We start from the raw sequence: 16,426 nt of genomic DNA, 5'->3' as shown, positions 1-16,426 counted from the left end.
AGTCCTCCAACGAGATGACCGAACGGGCCCGCCCCGGGCCAGCGCAGGAGCAGCAAGGAGCACCCACCATGAGCGACTTCCAGTGGACCGACACGAACGCCGACGGCGTCGGTGACGTGGGCGTGGCGGACTCGAACGGTGACGGCGTCATCGACACCTCGATGCACGACACGGACTTCGACGGCCACGCCGAGATGCAGATGTTCGACCAGAACCAGGACGGCCGCATGGAGGCGGCCGCCGTCGACACGAACCGTGACGGCATCTTCGACGTCGTTGCCGCCGACAACAACCAGAACGGGGTGTGGGAGCGGATCGGCTTCGACGCCAACCAGGACGGCCAGCTCGAGCGCGCCCACATCGACCTCAACGAGAACGGGGTCAACGACGCCGGCGAGCCGGCGCCCGGCTTCGTCATCGGCGGCGGTGGTGGCGGTGGTGGGCAGTTCGACGCGCTCATCAACTCGCCGCAGTTCCAGACGGACCCGGAGTTCCGCCGGCAGGTGCAGGACATGATCAAGAACCACAACCAGACGATCGACCGCATCATGTGGGGCTCGGACGCCGACGACGACGACTGAGCGCCGGACGAGCCGCCCGCTCCCGAAGCGGGCGGCTCGTGTGCGTCAGGCGTGCGTCATGCGTCCTTCAGGCGCCGGCGGACCAGTCGGCGCTGCCCACGCAGGGCCCGAACCGCACCCGCGACAGGGTCGCCCGCAGCACCTGCTCCACATGGGGGAAGTTGCTGGCGGGGGTCGTGGCCGTGGCGGTGAAGCCCTGTCCGGAACTGGCGAGATAGACCTGGAGCTGGCGGACCTTGACACCGTCGGGCGGCCACCACTCGAAGTCGCGCAGCAGCGCCCGTTGTGGTCCGAGATTGATCGACTCGATCGAGTGCTCGTGGAACTGGGGGAACTCACGCCACAGCAGGTCGCCCTGTGCGTGCGCGTACTGCTCCGTGTCCAGATGGGACGAGATCGGCTCGCTGCTCGCGATCACGTTGGCCTGACCATCGGGCGCGAACACCGTCCACGACTGCTTGCTCAGCCAGCCGGCTGGCGCCGCCACGGAGACCTCGGTGATCGGCCACGAGAACTGCTGCTCCATCGGACGCCTCCCGGTTCGCCGGCGAGGCCGAGCGGCCCGCCATGGTGATTTGGAGGGGGACGGGAAGGACTTTGTTCCCGGCCCGCTTGCGGAAGCCCTTGGAACGCAAGGGGCCTGCAAGAGTTCCGCAAGGTCACCCGAATCGGGACATTTGGTGGACGATCCGCCCTTCACTGGAGCTATCCCTTCAGGGATGACAAAGACTTTGGCGGTTGGCCCGTTGTGGTACGTGAACCGTCACGGGGCCCGAGCTCGCAACGCGAGGCGGGCCCCATTGTCATGCGTCGCGGGGCAGTGCTCCGCGGGGCCGTGCCTTCAGACCCCCGGTCAGGCGACCGCGATGTCGACGAGCAGCTCGGCGGCGAGCCGCTCCAGGTCGGCGCGCAGCGCGGCCGTGTCCGACTCGGCCGGCACCCGCACGACGACGTGCGCCTCGAAGAGCAGGCCGCCGGCCATCGGGGCCTCACGCGTGCCGGTCGTCATGGTCTCGATCGACAGGTCGTGCCGGCTGAGCACGGACGAGACCTCGCGGACGATGCCGGGGTGGTCGTTGCCGAGCAGGTCGACCGTGAGGCGCCGTGAGCCCGCGTCCTCGGAGGCCCCGCTGAGGTCCTCGATGCCCGGATGGGCCGACACCTCGAGCAGTCCGTCGAGCTCACGCAGCGCCGCCGTCAGCTCGTCGACGCGCTCGGCCGGGACGCCGACGACGACGATGCCGGCGAACTTGCCGGCGAGCTCTGCGAGCTGGCTGTCCTCCCAGTTGCCTTCGTGCGCCGTGACGACGTCTGCGAGGGCAGTGACGAGGCCGGCGCGGTCGTCGCCGATGACGGTGAGCACGAGTCGAGGCACATCCGCAGCCTACTGACCGAGCGGGAGTAGCGTCGTCGGCATGCGGGGTGACCCGGCGGCCGCACGGTCCGCGGCGATGCGTGTCGGCTACGAGAGCCACTACCTGCGGGCGGTGGCACCCGGTGGCGGGCTCGGGTTCTGGCTGCGCCACACCGTCCACCGGGAGGACGATGCGCCGCCGCTCACGTCCACGTGGTTCACGCTCTTCGACGCGGACGCCCCCGGCCCCGTCGCGAGCAAGGTCACCGTGCAGGAGCCGCCGACGACGAGCGGCCTGCACTGGGTCGGCGTCGACGGGTCGACCCTCGGTCCCGGGCACGCGGTCGGCTCGATCTCCAGCGCACTCGGGCGGGTCCCCGTCTCGTGGGACCTGACCTTCCTCGGCGAGGTCGCCTTCGAGCACCTGCCCGCCTCGTGGATGTATGCCGCTCCCGTCCCGAGGACGAAACCTGTCAGCCTTCACCCGAGCGCCAGGTTCGCCGGCTCGGTCACCGTCGACGGCCGCACGATCGACGTCGACGCGTGGCCCGGGATGGTCGGTCACAACTGGGGCACAGAGCACGCCGAGCGATGGATCTGGTTGCACGGCATAGGTTTTGACGGCGAGCCGGACAGCACGTGGATCGACGTCGTGCTCGGTCGGCTCCGGCTCGGGCGCGTGACGACGCCGTGGGTCGCGAACGGAGCCCTCTCCGTCCGTGGGGACCGCCGTCGCCTCGGCGGCGTCGGCCGCGCCCGCTGGACGACCGTGCAGGAGCACCGCGACGGCGCCCGGATCCACCTGCCCGGCAGGCGCGGCCTGAGCCTCGACATCGAGGTGACGGCTCCCGCGGAGCGCTCGGTCGGCTGGGTCTATGCCGACCCGGGCGACGGGGACCACGCGGTCGGCAACTGCTCGATCGCCGACCTCGAGGTCACGGTGCGGCTGGGCAAGGGGCTCGTTCGCACCATCACGACCACCGGCAGGGCGGCATACGAGCTCGGGACGCGCGAGCGCCCCGCGGACGTACCCATGCAGCCGTTCCCCGACGGCAGGGTCCCGTGAGGACTCCCCTCCGGCTGGCACGATGGACGCCGTGGGAGATCACGAGCTGCTGATCCGTCATTTCGCCAAGTGGGCGTCGAGCAAGCACCAGTCCTTCGACGCAGACCTCCTCGAGGCGGCTCTCGATCTCCGGAGCCATCATGACGAGCGCGGCCACACGTTCTGGCCGGCGGGCAGCGTCGAAGAGCTCATGCTCGAGCGGTGGCCCACCCACGGCCCGCTCGACGTGCCCGACCCCGACACGCTCGCGCAGACGCTGAGCACCTACGTCCATTTCCTCCGAGCCACCGGTCGCATGGCGTCCGGCTCGGGGAACCCCAAGAACCTCGCACGAGAGGCTCGCCGGGCGGCGCCGAAGATGGCTGCCGCCTGCGCTGACGTGGGCCGGCACTCACCGACCAAGGTGTTGCAGACGTTCGGACGCGAGATCGGCATCACCCTCGACGGCGCGGCCGACGCCGACGAGCTCCAGAGTCGACTCGACCGCATCCAGGACGCCTGGAACGCCCTGCCCATGGCCGAGCGCCGGGCCCGAATGCCGCTCACTGCAGCCGCGCCCAGCCTGCCCTCCCAGCGACTCACGGACGCGTGGGCGCACGAGGATGCCTTCGACGACACGCCCATCCCACCGTCAGACCCGGACCTCCGTGCAGCCCAGGCCACCGGGTCGCCCTTCGTGCAGGACTGCCTCCGGCTGCTCGAATGGGTGGGGGACGGAGGCCGCCACGTCACCCGTACGGGGGTGCTGCGTCTGGCCGAGGCCGAGGCGGCATACGTCGACCTCGGTGCGGCCGACTGGGAGAGGGGTTGGTGGCGCATCGAGCGATCCGTCCTCCACGACGACGCGCTGTCGGAGGAGGCCGAGCGCATCGGCTCGGAGGGCTTCTGGTGGCGGAGCGCCGGCGAGTGCCTGCCCCTCGAACGGGTGTGGTTCCCGTGCCAGGCGGCGGGCCTTCTGGAGACCCGTGCGACGGTGGCGCGAACGGACAGTCGGCAGCCGCAGGGCGCGACGGAGTGGGTCCGTGCCGGGTGCAGCCTGTTGCTCGGGCTCGTCCAGCGCTTCGCGCAGGAGGTTCCCCTCATCGTCCTCATGTCAGTCCTCGGTCGAGGCATCCTCGACGGCTCCGTGTCGATCGTCGAGGAGGCGAAGGACTGGGCCAACGACGAGGCGAACCATGATGCGCGGATGGTGGAGCTGATGCCTGACGACGCCGACTACTGGCACGCGCGGGGGCGCGCCGCCTTCGCGCGGTGCCTCTACCTGTTCGACGACACCGGAATCTGGGTCCGGGACGACGACACGCTCCGACTGACGGACTTCGGCCGGGACTTCGCCCGCGTCTTCTTCGGCGCCGTGGACAGTGGCGAGCTCAGCGTGTGACGTTCCCGTCGACGCGCTAGGCAGGTGAGTCGGAGGGGCGGCGTTCGCCGAGTCCGGCCATGCCCCAGCGCACCGCTGCCGTGCCGAGGTGGCCGAGCGGCCGCGCCACCAGGGCCGACACGACGTCGGGCAGCGGGATGCCGAGCATCCACCGCGCCCACCCTGGCAGCAGGGACACGCCGCCCGAGGCGATGGTCCCGTAGCCCGGCCGCGCATAGAGCGGCAGCGGCGGGTCGAGGAGCAGGAAGCGGGCGGCGTCACGTGCGGCCGGTGTCGCCTCGAGCTCGGGTCGGTACGACGCGAGGACCTCGCCCAGCTCCGCGACCGAGCGCGGCGGTGCCCCGACGCCGAGCCGCGCCGCGGGGACGCCCGCCTGCGTGACGTAGAGGTCGGCCTCCGCGTCGTTCAGGGGCGACCCGCTGAAGGTCTGGTACGCCCGCAGGAACGAGTCGATCTCCGCGACGTGGACCCACATGAGCAGGTGCGGGTCGTCGGCGCGGTACGCCCGCCCGCGCGGGTCCTTGCCGCGCACCCGCGCATGGATCGAGCGCACCGTCGCGATGGCCCGCTCGGCGTCCTCGACGGTGCCGAACGTCGTCGTGGCGAGGTACTCGCTCGTGCGCTGGAGCCGGCCCCAGGGATCGCCCTTGTAGCCGCTGTGGCCGGCGACCCCGGCCATCGCGAGCGGGTGCAGCGACTGCATCAGCAGCGACGTGATCCCGGCCGGGAACATCGACGCGTCGGCGTGCACGCGCCAGATCGGGTCGTCCGAGCTGAACCAGCGCTCGCCGCGCGCACCCCAGATGCGCTGCGCGCGGACCGGGGCGTCGTCACCGGCGACCTTGCTGCGCAGCATCAGGCCCAGCTGGCGCTGCACCAGCCGGGCGGCGGTCGTGCTCATGCCAGTCACGGTATGCCGTGACGCACGGACGCCTGAAACCTCTGTCCAACGTTGGGCCGGGTCAGCCCAGCGTGATCCGTATGCCGGCACGCGGGCCCCGCGGACGAACTCGGTCGGTGACCCGGGCGATCGCGTCGCCGAGCCGCGCCATGACGTACTTGCGGGCCATCGCCCGCTTGACCGCGGCCACGCCCTCCGGGCTGCGGTCGACGACGGCCGTGCCGGCATACGTCGGCGCACCCTCGGGCACCCGGCCGCGGATGTCGCACGGCCTCAGCTCGACCCGCGACGTGTGCGCCAGCCGCTTCAGCTTGCCCGTCGGGTCGACGCTGATGACGACGAGCTCGTCGCCGTCGCGCGCGATCCACACCGGCGTCGACACGGCCGTGCCGGTCCGGCGGAACGTCGTCAGCGACACGTAGGAGTTGGCCGCGAGCACGTCGAGGTCGTTCGGCAGGGAGCTCACGACGCCAGCGTATGCCGAGGGTGTTCTGAGTAGCGCACCTCAGTATCGGTGAGGCGTCCGCGCCCTCTTCCCCTCGCAACGACCAACCTCTGGGGAAAGACACACACATCATGCGCATCGCCTTCACACCCGCCGAGAACGGCTTCGCCTTCAGCAACGGCTTCACCAACCACGTCCTCCGTATCCCGGCCATCGGCGTCGACATCACGACGCGCGGCCGTTGCGGCGGCATGGCCGCGGCCGCGATGGACTACTGGTACGCCGGTCTCGCGATGTCGACGAACAGCTCACTGCCGCAAGACGGTTCGCTCGTCGCGGACTACGTCTACTCGCGGCTCATGGACACCTTCGTCGACAACGGGCTCACGTTCGTCAAGTACGCGACGAGCCTCGACCACCCGACCTGGCTGCGCGGCAAGGGGGTCGCGCGGATGACCCGCGAGGACGAGCTGCCCAAGCTCAAGGCGCGGCTCAGCTCGGGCCAACCCGTGCTCCTCGGCCTGACCCAGGCCCGCGACATCACCGAGCTCGGCAACGACCACCAGGTCGTCGCGTACGGCTGGGAGCAGGACAGCCGCTACACCTACGTCCTCGTGTACGACAACAACAACCCGGGCCAGGAGGTCCGCCTCAAGCTCACGACCGTCGACGACCCGGCGGAGCGGGCGATCACGGGAAGCAACGGCAAGACGTGGCGCGGGCTCTTCGTCGAGAGCTACACCCGCAAGACCCCGAGCTTCCTCGCGAACGGCCGGCTCATCCACGACTCGACCGACCCCAAGATCCACGTCATCCGCGGCGGTGGCGCGTTCTGGATCCCGTCGCCGGCGGAGTTCGACGCCGGCGGGTTCCGTTGGGAGTCAGTCGTCGCCGCGAAGCCCGGCTCGATGGCGCACATCGCGACACACCCCGGCAACGGCACGCTCGTCCGCGAGCGCGGCACGGACCCGATCCACGTCGTCTACGGCGGCAAGGCCTTCTGGATCCCGTCGCCCGAGGTCTTCGAGGGTCTCGGCCTCGACTGGAACGCCGTGCGCGAGATCCCGCAGGGTTCGCTCGCGGGGCTGCGCTCGATGCCGCTCGACCGCACCCTGCTGCGCGAGCGTTCAGCCGACCCGGTGTGGCTCGTCGACGGGGGACGGCTGCGTCACGTCACCAGCCCGGGCGTCATGGACCGGCTCGGTCTCGAGTGGGGCTGCGTCCGGATCGTGCCCGACGGCGCGCTCGCCGGCCTCGCGACCGGCACACCGATCTACTGAGGCGGGGGGCCAAACGGACTAGTCATCACTGGTCCGTTTGGACCATATTTCCCGACTTCGGCCGGATCGGCCCTCACCGGCGTGTCAACCTGTCGATGTCGGCCTCGGGCGGGACACTCGTTCTCAGGAAGACCAAGACTTCGGCGGTTGGCCCGTTGTGGTACGTGAACCGTCACTGGTAGCCCGGACTCGCATCGCGAGCCGGGCTCCATCATTTCCGGGTCGCCCCGCTGGTCGTCGACCCGTCGCGGCCGCGGCCGCGGCTCAGCCTCCAGTGCTCGTGCGCACGTTCCACGTCGCCGAGATCGTCTCGCCGACGCCTCCTGTAGCGCTCCGGAGGAAGATCGAGTACTTGATGATCGCGAAGGCGAGACTGAACGAGTCGGTGGGGGACCCGCCGCCGTGGCTCGCCGAGGACTGGTATGAGGTGACCGCCACGTCCTTCATCTCGATCTCGAGGAACTTCTGGCGCGTCTCGCCAGACGTCATCCCCTGGAGCACCGCGCTGGCGACGCGCTTGCCGTTCATGGTCCGAAGGAAGAGCAGCGGACTGGCAGACCCGAGCTCTGTCATCAGCGAGAGCGCCGAGATGCTGGGCTTGCTCGCTGACCAGCCCGACCCCGAGACGCTGGACGAGTTCGAGACCCCCCACGAGTAGCTCATCACGTCGATCCAGTCCTCGTGCTGGTCGTCGACGCTGTCGCCCGGGATCGAGTCGAGCAGGAGGAAGTAGTCGCCGGCGCCGACCCCGGCCAGGGCGGCCACGGTCGCCATCGAAGGTGGTTCAGCAGCGGACGCCGCACCGCTGCCACCGAGCGCGATGGCCCCGGTCAGGCCGCCGATGCCCAAGGCTCCGGTCCGGAGGGCGCCGCGGCGGGTGGTGGTGAATCTGTCATTGCCGTCAACCATGTCTCACCCCAAGGGGCTCTGGTGGCTTGGACTTGCCACGGGATCCGATCCTATGGGCGGATCCCATTGCGCCGCGGTGGAATTGGAGAATCCCCCAAGGCCGTCGGTGGTCGGGATGTCGGGGCATGTCGGCAGATGTCAGGACGGCGGGCGACCATGGTTCACTCCACGCGACTCAAGGCGTACGCCCTCAGCGCAGGATCGCGGCCAAGGCGTCGACGATGATCTCGATCTCAGCGTCACCGACGACGAGCGGCGGGGCGATGCGAACCGTCGAGCCGTGCGTCTCCTTGACGAGGACGCCGCGTTCGAGAAGGCGGTGCGATGCCTCGCGTCCGCTCATGAGGCCCGGGTCGAGGTCGACGCCGGCCCACAGGCCACGCACCCGCACCGCGTCGATCCCCTGACCGACGAGCCCGGCCAGACCCGACTCCAGCAGCGCCCCGAGTCGGCGGGCCCGCTCCTGGTACTCGCCCGTCACGAGCAGCCTGATGACGGCCTGGCCCACGGCGGCGGCGAGCGGGTTGCCACCGAAGGTCGAGCCGTGGCTGCCGGGTGTGAAGACGCCCAGGACGTCCCGATCCGCGACGACTGCCGAGACGGGCACGATGCCGCCGCCGAGCGCCTTGCCGAGGACGTAGACGTCCGGCACGACGTCCTCGAGGTCGCACGCGAAGCTCGATCCGGTGCGTCCGAGGCCCGACTGGATCTCGTCGACGACCATGAGCACGTTCCGGCGGCGGGTCAGCTCGCGCACGTCGCGCAGCCAGCCGTCCGGCGGCAGGATGACACCGCCCTCGCCCTGGATCGGCTCGAGCAGGACCGCGACGGTCTCGTCGGTGATCGCAGCCTCGAGCGCCCCGATGTCACCGAACGGCACGAGGTCGAAGCCGGGTGTGTACGGACCGTAGTGGTCGCGCGCGAGCGGGTCGTCGGAGAAGCTGACGATCGTCGTGGTGCGGCCGTGGAAGTTGCCGGCCATGGCGACGATGCGGGCCCTTCCGTCGGGCACTCCCTTGACCTCGTAGCCCCATCGTCGGGCCGTCTTGATCGCCGTCTCGACGGCCTCGGCGCCGGTGTTCATCGGGAGCACGAGGTCCTTGTCGGCGAACGTCGCCAGGTCGCGGCAGAAGGGGCCGAGCCGGTCGCTGTGGAACGCGCGACTCGTCAGCGTCAGCCGGTCGAGCTGGGACCGTACCGCCGCCACGAGCGTGGGATGCAGATGGCCGAAGTTGAGGGCGGAGTAGCCGGCGAGCGCGTCGAGGTACCGGCGCCCTTCGACGTCCGTGACCCACGCCCCCTCGGCCTGGGCGATGACGACCGGCAGCGGGCTGTAGTTGCTCGCCACCCAGTAGTCCGCCATCGAGACGTGCTCGTGGGTCGGGGTGCCCGGGGTCGGGCCCGTTCGCTCGCGGGCCCCGGGCCGTGCGGCCGTGTCGCTCACCCCTCGATCGTGGCACTGACTCGGCGCGTCGGCGCGCGAATGCGAGGTGTTCGGCTGCTCGCACCGCCGATCCGGGCCCCCCGATGGCACACTGGGCGTGGCGGATCCCGCAGCCAGGACTACCCGCGGAGGGGTGTGTCGGTCACGTCGGTGTTCCAGCCGCGGAGATGGCCATGAGCAGTCAGAGCACCGCCCGCACCCGCGTCGTCATCCTCGGTGCCGCGGGACGTGACTTCCATGACTTCAACGTCGTCTTCCGCAGCGACCCGACCTACGAGGTCGTCGCCTTCACCGCGACCCAGATCCCCGACATCGACGGTCGTCACTATCCGCCCGAGCTCGCCGGCCCCCACTATCCCGACGGGATCCCGATCGTCGCGGAGTCCGAGCTGGCCGAGCTGGTCCAGCGCGAGGGCATCGACGTCGTCGTCTTCGCCTACTCCGACGTCACCCACGAGCACGTCATGCACCTCGCGTCGACGTGCATCGCGGCCGGCGCCGACTTCCGTCTGCACAGTGCGCGGCACACCATGCTGCGCAGCACGAAGCCGGTCGTCGCCGTGACCGCCGTGCGCACCGGAGTCGGCAAGAGCCAGACGACCCGCTACGTGTCACGGCTGCTGCGCGACCTCGGCATGCGCGTCGTCGCCGTCCGGCACCCGATGCCCTACGGCGACCTCGCGGCCCAGGCCTGCCAGCGGTTCGCGACCTACGACGACCTCGACCGGCACCAGTGCACCATCGAGGAGCGCGAGGAGTACGAACCACACCTCGACAACGGTGTCGTCGTCTACGCCGGGATCGACTACGAGCGGATCCTCGCCGAGGCCGAGCAGGAGGCCGAGGTCATCCTCTGGGACGGCGGCAACAACGACCTGCCCTTCTACGTCCCCGACCTGCACATCGTCCTCGCCGACCCGCTGCGCCCGGGCCACGAGGCGGCCTACCACCCGGGCGAGGCGAACGTCCGGATGGCCGATGTCGTCATCATCGCGAAATGCGACTCGGCGCGACCCGTCGACATCGAGGCCGTCGAGACGTCTGTCCGCTCGCTCAACCCGCTGGCCACGATCCTGCGCGCGGAGAGCCCTGTCACCGTTGACGATCCGGCCGCCGTCGCGGGACGCCGCGTCATCGCCGTCGAGGACGGCCCGACCCTGACGCATGGGTCGATGACCTACGGGGCCGGTGTGGTCGGGGCCCGCGCCGCAGGCGCCTCCGAGATCGTCGACCCGATGCCGTATGCCGTGGGGTCGATCGCCGCAACCTACGTGAAGTACCCGAACGCGCGGGGAGTCCTGCCGGCCACGGGCTACGGGGCCGAGCAGGTGCGTGACCTCGAGGCGACGATCCGTGCGGCCGTCGAGGCCGGTGCGTGCGACGCCGTCGTGAGCGGCACCCCCATCGACCTGACCCGGGTGCTCTCCGTGCCGGCGCCGCTCGTGCGGGCCCGCTACGAGCTGCGGGAGGTCGTGCCCGGTGGACTGGCTGCAGCTCTACGGGCCGCCCTGCCCGTCGAGGACTCAGGCTCGGAGAGTGTGCCGTCGCTCGACGGCGCCGCTGCGATGCGTGCCACGAAGTCGCTCTGACCGCAGTCCATTCCACGGGACCGCCTAGCGGTGAAGTGCCCACTCGACGCTCGGGGTGAAAGTGCCCACTCGACTGCGTGAGTCGAGTGGGCACTTTCACCCGTGGGTCAGCGGTTGTTGCGTGGGCGGGAGAGGGCGATGCCGAGACCGCCGACGGCCAGGATCGGCCCGACGACCGCCCACAGCGTGTTGCCCGTCATCGCGCTGCCGCGGACGTAGCCGAGCCCCTGCAGCGTCCACAGGGCTCCCATCGAGAAGAGCAGCACGCCGATCGCGACGCGTGCCGGCCTGCTCAAGACCCAGCTCCGTGAGTGCTCACGTCCCGAACGCTACGTCACTGCTCCGCCCCGTGGAGCAGTGACGTAGCGCGACGGGCCGGCCCGGGTGGAAAGTGCCCACTCGACCGGGCGGGGTGAGTCGAGTGGGCAGTTCCACCCGCTCGTCACGTGGTGGCGGGCACGTGGGCGTCGAGCCAGTCGAGGATCTCGGTCTCGACCTCGTCGCGGTTCGTCTCGTTGAGGATCTCGTGCCGCGCCTCCGGCCACAGCGTCAGCGTCACGTCACGGAGGCCGAGGCGGCGCAGCTGCTCGGCGACCCGCTGCACACCCTTGCCGTTCTGGCCCACCGGGTCCATGGCTCCAGACGCGAGGTGCACGGGCAGGTCCGTGGGGATGCCCGATGCGACGCGGTCGGTGTTGACCGCCTCCAGACCGCGGAGCAGGTCAGCGAAACCGCCTGCGCTGAACACGAACCCGCAGTCGGGGTCGTTGACGTACTTGTCCACCTCGTCGGGGTCGCGCGACAGCCAGTCGAAGTCGGTGCGGGTCGGCTTGAAGGCCGCGTTGTACTGGCCGAAGCTCAGCGTGTTCATGAGGCCGCTCGTGTGGGCGTGACCGCGCAGCCGGGCCTGGGTCGCGGCGAGGAAGACGCCGACCCGGCCGATCGCGCCGGCGCCGCCGGCCGTTCCGGTCAGCACCAGGCCGGCGAGCTCGGAGCCGTGCTGCGCGGCATACCCCCGCGAGATGAACGAGCCCATGCTGTGCCCGAGGAGGAAGACCGGCACGCCCGGCTGCTCCCCGCGAGCCAGCTCGGTCACGGCGTGCAGGTCGTCGATGACGGTCTGCCAGCCGTCGCGCTCGCCGAAGTAGCCGCGCGGGCTGGACGTGCGCCCGTGCCCCCGGTGGTCCGAGCCGTATACGGCATACCCGTGGTCCGTGAGTCGCTGGGCGAAGCGCGCGTAGCGCGTCGAGTGCTCGGCCAGGCCGTGGGCGATCTGCACGATCGCCTTCGGGGGCCCCTCCGGCAGCCAGCGGTTGACGAAGACCTCGGTGCCGTCGGGCGTGGTGAGCGTGAGGGTGCTGCTCTGCATGGATCGTCCTCGATCTCGCGGTGGCCGTCTGCCCGCACTGTATGCCGGGTGGTTCGTGCCGTCGCGCGCCCCGCGCTGACGTGCCGTCCCCCGTGCCCGTTCGGGCATCCACATTGTGAAAACCACAAAAACGGGTGCCCGAATCTCTTTACTTCACGCCGGACCGGTGGTTTCCTTGTCACACGGTCCCCGCACGGGACGATGGGAAACGACGAGGACGAGGGAGTCCGATGTACGCAGCGGAGCGGCAGCAGCGGATCATCGCTGAGGCACGACGTGCCGGCCGGGTCGAGGTCACCGCGCTCGCGGACTCGCTCGGAGTCGCCGCCGAGACCGTGCGTCGCGACCTCACCGCGCTCGAGCGTCGCGGGTCGCTGCGTCGGGTCCACGGCGGCGCGATCCCCGTCGAGCGCCTCGAGGTCGAGCCCACGCTCGCCACCCGGTCCGGTCGCCTGACCGAGGTCAAACGCCGCATCGCGGCCCGCGCCCTCGACGAGCTGCCCAGCGGCGGCAGCATCATCCTCGACGCCGGGTCGAGCACCCTCGCCGTCGCCGAGCTGCTCCCGCCCGACATCGACCTCACCGTCCTCACGAACAGCCTCGCCGCCGCCACCGTGCTGTCGACGCACCCCGGCATCACGCTCTACCTCCTCGGCGGGCGCGTCCGCGGCACGACCGGCGCCTCCGTCGGCGAGTGGGCCACCGGCCCGCTGGCCGACGTCACGGTCGACGTCGCGATCATGGGCACGAACGGTCTCTCCGTCGCCCGCGGCCTCACCACCCCCGACCAGTCCGAGGCGCTCGTCAAGCGCGCCATGGTCGCCGCCGCCCGCCGGTGCATCGTCCTGACCGACTCGAGCAAGGCCGGCGACGACCACCTCCACCGCTTCGCCCAGCTCACCGACCTCGACCTCGTTATCACCGACACCGATCTCGACGACGACGTCGCCGCCGAGATCCGTGCGGCCGGACCGGAAGTGGTGACCGCATGATCGTCACGCTCACGCCCAACCCCAGCATCGACCGCGCCGTCTTCATCGACGCCCTGCGTCGCGGCGAGGTCCACCGCGGCGGGCCAGGACGGATCGACCCCGGCGGCAAGGGAGTCAACGTCTCCCGCGCCCTCGCCGCGCAGTCCGCCGACACGGTCGCCGTGCTGCCGATCGGCGGGCCGGAGGGGCACCTCCTCGAGGAGCTGCTCGACGCCGCCGGCGTGGCACACGCGTCGGTCCCCGTGCACGGCACGGTCCGGATGAACATCAGCGTCCTCGAGCCCGACGGCACGACGACGAAGCTCAACGAGCCCGGCCCCGACCTGTCCCCGGCCGAGGTCGACGCGCTGCTCGACACGACCCTCCAGCGCGCCGAGGGAGCGCAGTGGGTCGTCGGCTGCGGCAGCCTCCCGCCCGGCGCCCACACTCACCTGTATGCCGTCCTCGTCGCCCGCGTGCGCGGCCGCGGGGGACACGTCGCCATCGACTCGTCCGGCGCACCGTTCGCGGCCGCCGTCGCGGCGAAACCGCACCTCATCAAGCCCAACCACGAGGAGCTCGCCGAGCTCGTCGGGCACGACCTGCCCACCCTCGGCGATGTCCGCGACGCGGCTCGCGAGCTCGTCAGCAACGGCATCGAGCTCGTCGCCGTCAGCCTCGGCGGCGACGGCGCCCTGCTCGTCACCGCCGACGAGTTCGCCCACGCCAGGGCCACGATCACCGCTCCGCTGTCCACCGTGGGCGCCGGCGACTGCATGCTCGCCGGCCTCCTCCACGGTCTGTCCACCGGACTCGACCCGGCCGACGCCCTCGTCACCGGCGTGACGTGGGGCGCCGCGGCGGTCACTCTCCCTGGAAGTCGAGTTCCCGCACCCAGCGACCTCGACGGCATACGCGCAGAGCTCACCCGCCAACCCGACCTGGCGCTCGCGCTCTCCTGAGACGCAACGCAGTCCCCGCTCGAATCCGTACCGGCTCAACGCTTCTCCCGAAAGGAACTCCCATGTCCCTCATCACCGAAGAGCAGGTCGTCCTCGACCTCACCGGTGCCGACCGCCACGAGGCGACTCGCAGGCTCGGCGAGCGACTCGTCGCCTCGGGGCGGTGCACCGACCTCGACGCGTTCCTCGACGACGTCCGCAAGCGCGAGGAGACGATGGCCACCGGCCTGCCCGGCGGCATCGGCATCCCGCACGCCCGCAGCGCCGCCATCACCGAGCCCTCGCTCGTCTTCGGCCGCTCGGGCGACGGCATCGACTGGGGCGCCAAGGACGGCCCGGCCACGCTCGTCTTCCTCATCGCCGCGCCCGAGGGCGGTGGCGACGCGCACATGCAGATGCTGCCCAAGCTCGCTCGCGCCCTCATGAAGAAGGACTTCAAGGCGGCCCTGGCCGAGGCCACGACCGAGGCAGAGGTCGTGCGCATCGTCAGCGACGAGGTCGCCCTCGACGAGACCGCCAGCACGCCGGCCGCGCCAGCGGCGTCGGTGACGGCGGCATCGGGCGCCGCCTCGACCGCCCCAGCGGGAGCCGGCTCGGTCGCGACCGCGGAGGCGCCGGCCAAGCGCGTGCTCAACCTCGTCGGCGTCACGTCGTGCCCGACGGGTATCGCGCACACCTACATGGCGGCCGAGGGTCTCGAGAACGCCGCCAAGGCCGCAGGCCACACGATGAAGGTCGAGACCCAGGGCTCCGCCGGCTCCAAGCCGCTCAGTCCCGCCGAGATCGCCGCAGCGGACGCCGTCATCTTCGCCCACGACCTGCCCGTCAAGGACGCCGGCCGCTTCGCCGGCAAGCCGAGAGTTGACGTCGGCGTCAAGAAGGGCATCTCCGACGGCCCGGCACTCGTCGCGCAGGCCGAGCAGCTCGTCGCCGAGTGGGACGCCGACCCGAGCAAGCGCGAGGCCGCCGTGGCGGCCGCTGCGGCCGCCGGTCCGTCGGGTGGTCTCACCTCGAAGGTCGAGGAGGGCGCGAGCACCGCGACCAAGGTGCGCCAGTGGCTCATGACGGGTGTGTCGTACATGATCCCGTTCGTCGCGGCCGGCGGCATCCTCATCGCCCTGTCGTTCATGCTCGCCCAGGTCGCGCTCGGCGAGTCCGGTGCGATCGAGATCGTCAAGTACGGCCTGACCGCCGAGGGTGAGTACAACATCGCCCAGAACTTCAACCTGTTCAGCCTGACGTCGTGGGCGGCACTGCTGTTCGTCATCGGCGGCGCGTCGTTCGGCTTCCTCGTGCCGATCCTCTCCGGCTTCATCGCCTTCGCCATCGCCGACCGCCCGGGTCTCGTGCCCGGCATCGTCGGCGGCTCGGTCGCGGCGACGATGGGCGCCGGCTTCCTCGGCGGTCTCGTCACCGGCCTGCTCGGTGGCTTCGTCGCCCGATGGGTGTCGAGCTGGAACGTCGCCAAGGGCGTCCGCGGCGTCATGCCGGTCGTCGTCATCCCGCTGCTCAGCTCGCTCATCACGATCGGCCTGTTCATCACCGTGCTCGGCCGGCCGATCAAGGGCCTGACCGACGCGCTCAACACGTGGCTGACCGGCATGTCCGGCGCGAGCGCGATCATCCTCGGCGTCATCCTCGGCGCGATGATGGGCTTCGACCTCGGCGGCCCCGTGAACAAGGTGGCCTACGCGTTCGCCACGACCGGCCTCGCCGCCGCCGGCGCCGCGACCGACGCCCCACAGCTGAAGATCATGGCCGCGGTCATGGCCGCCGGCATGGTCGCGCCGCTCGCGATGGCGCTCGCCACGACGATCCGCCCGCACCTCTTCTCCGAGCCGGAGCGCGAGAACGGCAAGGCGGCCTGGCTGCTCGGCTTCTCGTTCATCTCCGAGGGCGCGATCCCGTTCGCGGCCGCCGACCCGGTACGCATCATCGCCAGCTCGGTCGTCGGCTCGGCCGTCACCGGTGCCCTCGCCATGGCGTTCGGCACGACCCTGCGCGCGCCGCACGGCGGCATCTGGGTGCTGCCGCTCATCGGCAACTTCCTGCTCTTCATCGTGGCGCTCGCCGTCGGCGTCGCGGTCATGACCGTCCTCGTCGTGGCCCTCAAGTCCCGGGAGAGCAACCTTGCCGAGATCGACGCGAGCGCTACGGTCTGATCAGGGCGTGGC

General features: G+C 70.9%; 16 protein-coding genes. 8 read left to right on the top strand and 8 right to left on the bottom strand.

Translation table 11 applies throughout. The features are described from left to right. The first annotated feature begins 68 nt into the window (after window positions 1-68). Window positions 69-581 (top strand): hypothetical protein, encoded by a 513-nt coding sequence (locus ACFQU3_RS11310; RefSeq protein WP_385909761.1) that lies wholly within the window; start codon window positions 69-71, stop codon window positions 579-581. Window positions 582-648: 67 nt separating this feature from the next. Here ACFQU3_RS11310 and ACFQU3_RS11305 read toward each other — a convergent pair whose 3' ends face one another. Together ACFQU3_RS11305 and ACFQU3_RS11300 are read right to left on the bottom strand one after the other, a co-directional pair. Next, window positions 649-1,107 carry a DcrB-related protein gene (locus tag ACFQU3_RS11305; RefSeq protein WP_385909759.1) on the bottom strand — a complete coding sequence of 153 codons (459 nt, stop codon included), beginning with the start codon at window positions 1,105-1,107 and terminating at the stop codon, window positions 649-651. Window positions 1,108-1,434: 327 nt separating this feature from the next. Next, a complete protein-coding gene (locus tag ACFQU3_RS11300; RefSeq protein WP_385909757.1) occupies window positions 1,435-1,956 on the bottom strand; it encodes a glycine cleavage system protein R in 522 nt (173 codons plus the stop codon). A gap of 40 nt (window positions 1,957-1,996) precedes the next feature. On the opposite strand from ACFQU3_RS11300, the gene ACFQU3_RS11295 reads away from it, so the two are divergent. Both ACFQU3_RS11295 and ACFQU3_RS11290 read left to right on the top strand, forming a co-directional pair. After that, window positions 1,997-3,001: a hypothetical protein gene (locus tag ACFQU3_RS11295; RefSeq protein ID WP_385909755.1), complete on the top strand. Its 1,005-nt coding sequence runs from the start codon at window positions 1,997-1,999 to the stop codon at window positions 2,999-3,001. A gap of 31 nt (window positions 3,002-3,032) precedes the next feature. Beyond that, window positions 3,033-4,382 (top strand): hypothetical protein, encoded by a 1,350-nt coding sequence (locus ACFQU3_RS11290; RefSeq protein ID WP_385909753.1) that lies wholly within the window; start codon window positions 3,033-3,035, stop codon window positions 4,380-4,382. Between the two features lie 16 nt (window positions 4,383-4,398). Here the strand turns inward: ACFQU3_RS11290 and ACFQU3_RS11285 are convergent, their stop codons facing one another. Continuing rightward, window positions 4,399-5,283, bottom strand: coding sequence for an oxygenase MpaB family protein (locus tag ACFQU3_RS11285; RefSeq protein WP_385909752.1), 885 nt, complete (start codon window positions 5,281-5,283; stop codon window positions 4,399-4,401). Window positions 5,284-5,344: 61 nt separating this feature from the next. After that, the gene (locus tag ACFQU3_RS11280) at window positions 5,345-5,749 is read right to left on the bottom strand and encodes a PPOX class F420-dependent oxidoreductase (protein ID WP_385909750.1); all 405 of its coding nucleotides are present in this window, start codon (window positions 5,747-5,749) and stop codon (window positions 5,345-5,347) included. Window positions 5,750-5,859: 110 nt separating this feature from the next. Here ACFQU3_RS11280 and ACFQU3_RS11275 point away from each other — a divergent pair, with 110 nt between their 5' ends. Then, complete coding sequence (locus tag ACFQU3_RS11275) at window positions 5,860-7,008, top strand: hypothetical protein (protein WP_385909748.1); 1,149 nt, start codon at window positions 5,860-5,862, stop codon at window positions 7,006-7,008. Window positions 7,009-7,272: 264 nt separating this feature from the next. On the opposite strand, the gene ACFQU3_RS11270 is transcribed toward ACFQU3_RS11275, so the two are convergent. Together ACFQU3_RS11270 and rocD are read right to left on the bottom strand one after the other, a co-directional pair. Further along, a complete protein-coding gene (locus ACFQU3_RS11270; protein WP_385909747.1) occupies window positions 7,273-7,917 on the bottom strand; it encodes an Hcp family type VI secretion system effector in 645 nt (214 codons plus the stop codon). Window positions 7,918-8,107: 190 nt separating this feature from the next. Then, the gene (rocD, locus tag ACFQU3_RS11265) at window positions 8,108-9,361 is read right to left on the bottom strand and encodes an ornithine--oxo-acid transaminase (RefSeq protein ID WP_385909745.1); all 1,254 of its coding nucleotides are present in this window, start codon (window positions 9,359-9,361) and stop codon (window positions 8,108-8,110) included. Between the two features lie 173 nt (window positions 9,362-9,534). Between rocD and ACFQU3_RS11260 the strand changes: the two genes are divergently transcribed. Then, window positions 9,535-10,950, top strand: coding sequence for a cyclic 2,3-diphosphoglycerate synthase (locus tag ACFQU3_RS11260; protein WP_385909743.1), 1,416 nt, complete (start codon window positions 9,535-9,537; stop codon window positions 10,948-10,950). A 107-nt stretch (window positions 10,951-11,057) separates the two neighbouring features. On the opposite strand, the gene ACFQU3_RS11255 is transcribed toward ACFQU3_RS11260, so the two are convergent. Together ACFQU3_RS11255 and ACFQU3_RS11250 are read right to left on the bottom strand one after the other, a co-directional pair. Further along, window positions 11,058-11,246 carry a hypothetical protein gene (locus ACFQU3_RS11255; protein ID WP_385909741.1) on the bottom strand — a complete coding sequence of 63 codons (189 nt, stop codon included), beginning with the start codon at window positions 11,244-11,246 and terminating at the stop codon, window positions 11,058-11,060. 146 nt (window positions 11,247-11,392) lie between these two features. Then, window positions 11,393-12,319, bottom strand: coding sequence for an alpha/beta hydrolase (locus ACFQU3_RS11250; protein WP_385909739.1), 927 nt, complete (start codon window positions 12,317-12,319; stop codon window positions 11,393-11,395). A gap of 230 nt (window positions 12,320-12,549) precedes the next feature. Here ACFQU3_RS11250 and ACFQU3_RS11245 point away from each other — a divergent pair, with 230 nt between their 5' ends. The 3 genes from ACFQU3_RS11245 to ACFQU3_RS11235 all read left to right on the top strand — a co-directional run bounded on the left by ACFQU3_RS11245 (window position 12,550) and on the right by ACFQU3_RS11235 (window position 16,414). Then, complete coding sequence (locus ACFQU3_RS11245) at window positions 12,550-13,311, top strand: DeoR/GlpR family DNA-binding transcription regulator (protein ID WP_385909737.1); 762 nt, start codon at window positions 12,550-12,552, stop codon at window positions 13,309-13,311. Continuing rightward, a complete protein-coding gene (gene pfkB / locus ACFQU3_RS11240) occupies window positions 13,308-14,252 on the top strand; it encodes a 1-phosphofructokinase (RefSeq protein WP_385909735.1) in 945 nt (314 codons plus the stop codon). Before ACFQU3_RS11245 ends, pfkB begins: the two co-directional genes overlap by 4 nt. A 62-nt stretch (window positions 14,253-14,314) precedes the next feature. Beyond that, on the top strand, window positions 14,315-16,414 hold the full coding sequence (locus tag ACFQU3_RS11235; protein ID WP_385909733.1) for a fructose-specific PTS transporter subunit EIIC: 2,100 nt from the start codon (window positions 14,315-14,317) through the stop codon (window positions 16,412-16,414). The last annotated feature ends 12 nt before the right edge of the window (window positions 16,415-16,426 follow it).

The sequence above is a fragment of the Terrabacter sp. GCM10028922 genome (assembly GCF_042666095.1).
GTDB lineage: Bacteria > Actinomycetota > Actinomycetes > Actinomycetales > Dermatophilaceae > Terrabacter.
Note: the sequence above shows the minus strand (reverse complement) of the source record. Positions and strands in the feature narration are given on the sequence as shown.

What these genes read in the sequence shown, in the direction of transcription:
- ACFQU3_RS11305 (WP_385909759.1), bottom strand. Translation starts at nt 1,107, where the DNA reads ATGGAGCAGCAGTTCTCGTGGCCGATCACCGAGGTCTCCGTGGCGGCG.
- ACFQU3_RS11310 (WP_385909761.1), top strand. Translation starts at nt 69, where the DNA reads ATGAGCGACTTCCAGTGGACCGACACGAACGCCGACGGCGTCGGTGAC.
- ACFQU3_RS11235 (WP_385909733.1), top strand. Translation starts at nt 14,315, where the DNA reads ATGTCCCTCATCACCGAAGAGCAGGTCGTCCTCGACCTCACCGGTGCC.
- pfkB (WP_385909735.1), top strand. Translation starts at nt 13,308, where the DNA reads ATGATCGTCACGCTCACGCCCAACCCCAGCATCGACCGCGCCGTCTTC.
- ACFQU3_RS11260 (WP_385909743.1), top strand. Translation starts at nt 9,535, where the DNA reads ATGAGCAGTCAGAGCACCGCCCGCACCCGCGTCGTCATCCTCGGTGCC.
- ACFQU3_RS11295 (WP_385909755.1), top strand. Translation starts at nt 1,997, where the DNA reads ATGCGGGGTGACCCGGCGGCCGCACGGTCCGCGGCGATGCGTGTCGGC.
- ACFQU3_RS11275 (WP_385909748.1), top strand. Translation starts at nt 5,860, where the DNA reads ATGCGCATCGCCTTCACACCCGCCGAGAACGGCTTCGCCTTCAGCAAC.
- ACFQU3_RS11245 (WP_385909737.1), top strand. Translation starts at nt 12,550, where the DNA reads ATGTACGCAGCGGAGCGGCAGCAGCGGATCATCGCTGAGGCACGACGT.
- ACFQU3_RS11285 (WP_385909752.1), bottom strand. Translation starts at nt 5,283, where the DNA reads ATGAGCACGACCGCCGCCCGGCTGGTGCAGCGCCAGCTGGGCCTGATG.
- ACFQU3_RS11250 (WP_385909739.1), bottom strand. Translation starts at nt 12,319, where the DNA reads ATGCAGAGCAGCACCCTCACGCTCACCACGCCCGACGGCACCGAGGTC.
- ACFQU3_RS11270 (WP_385909747.1), bottom strand. Translation starts at nt 7,917, where the DNA reads ATGGTTGACGGCAATGACAGATTCACCACCACCCGCCGCGGCGCCCTC.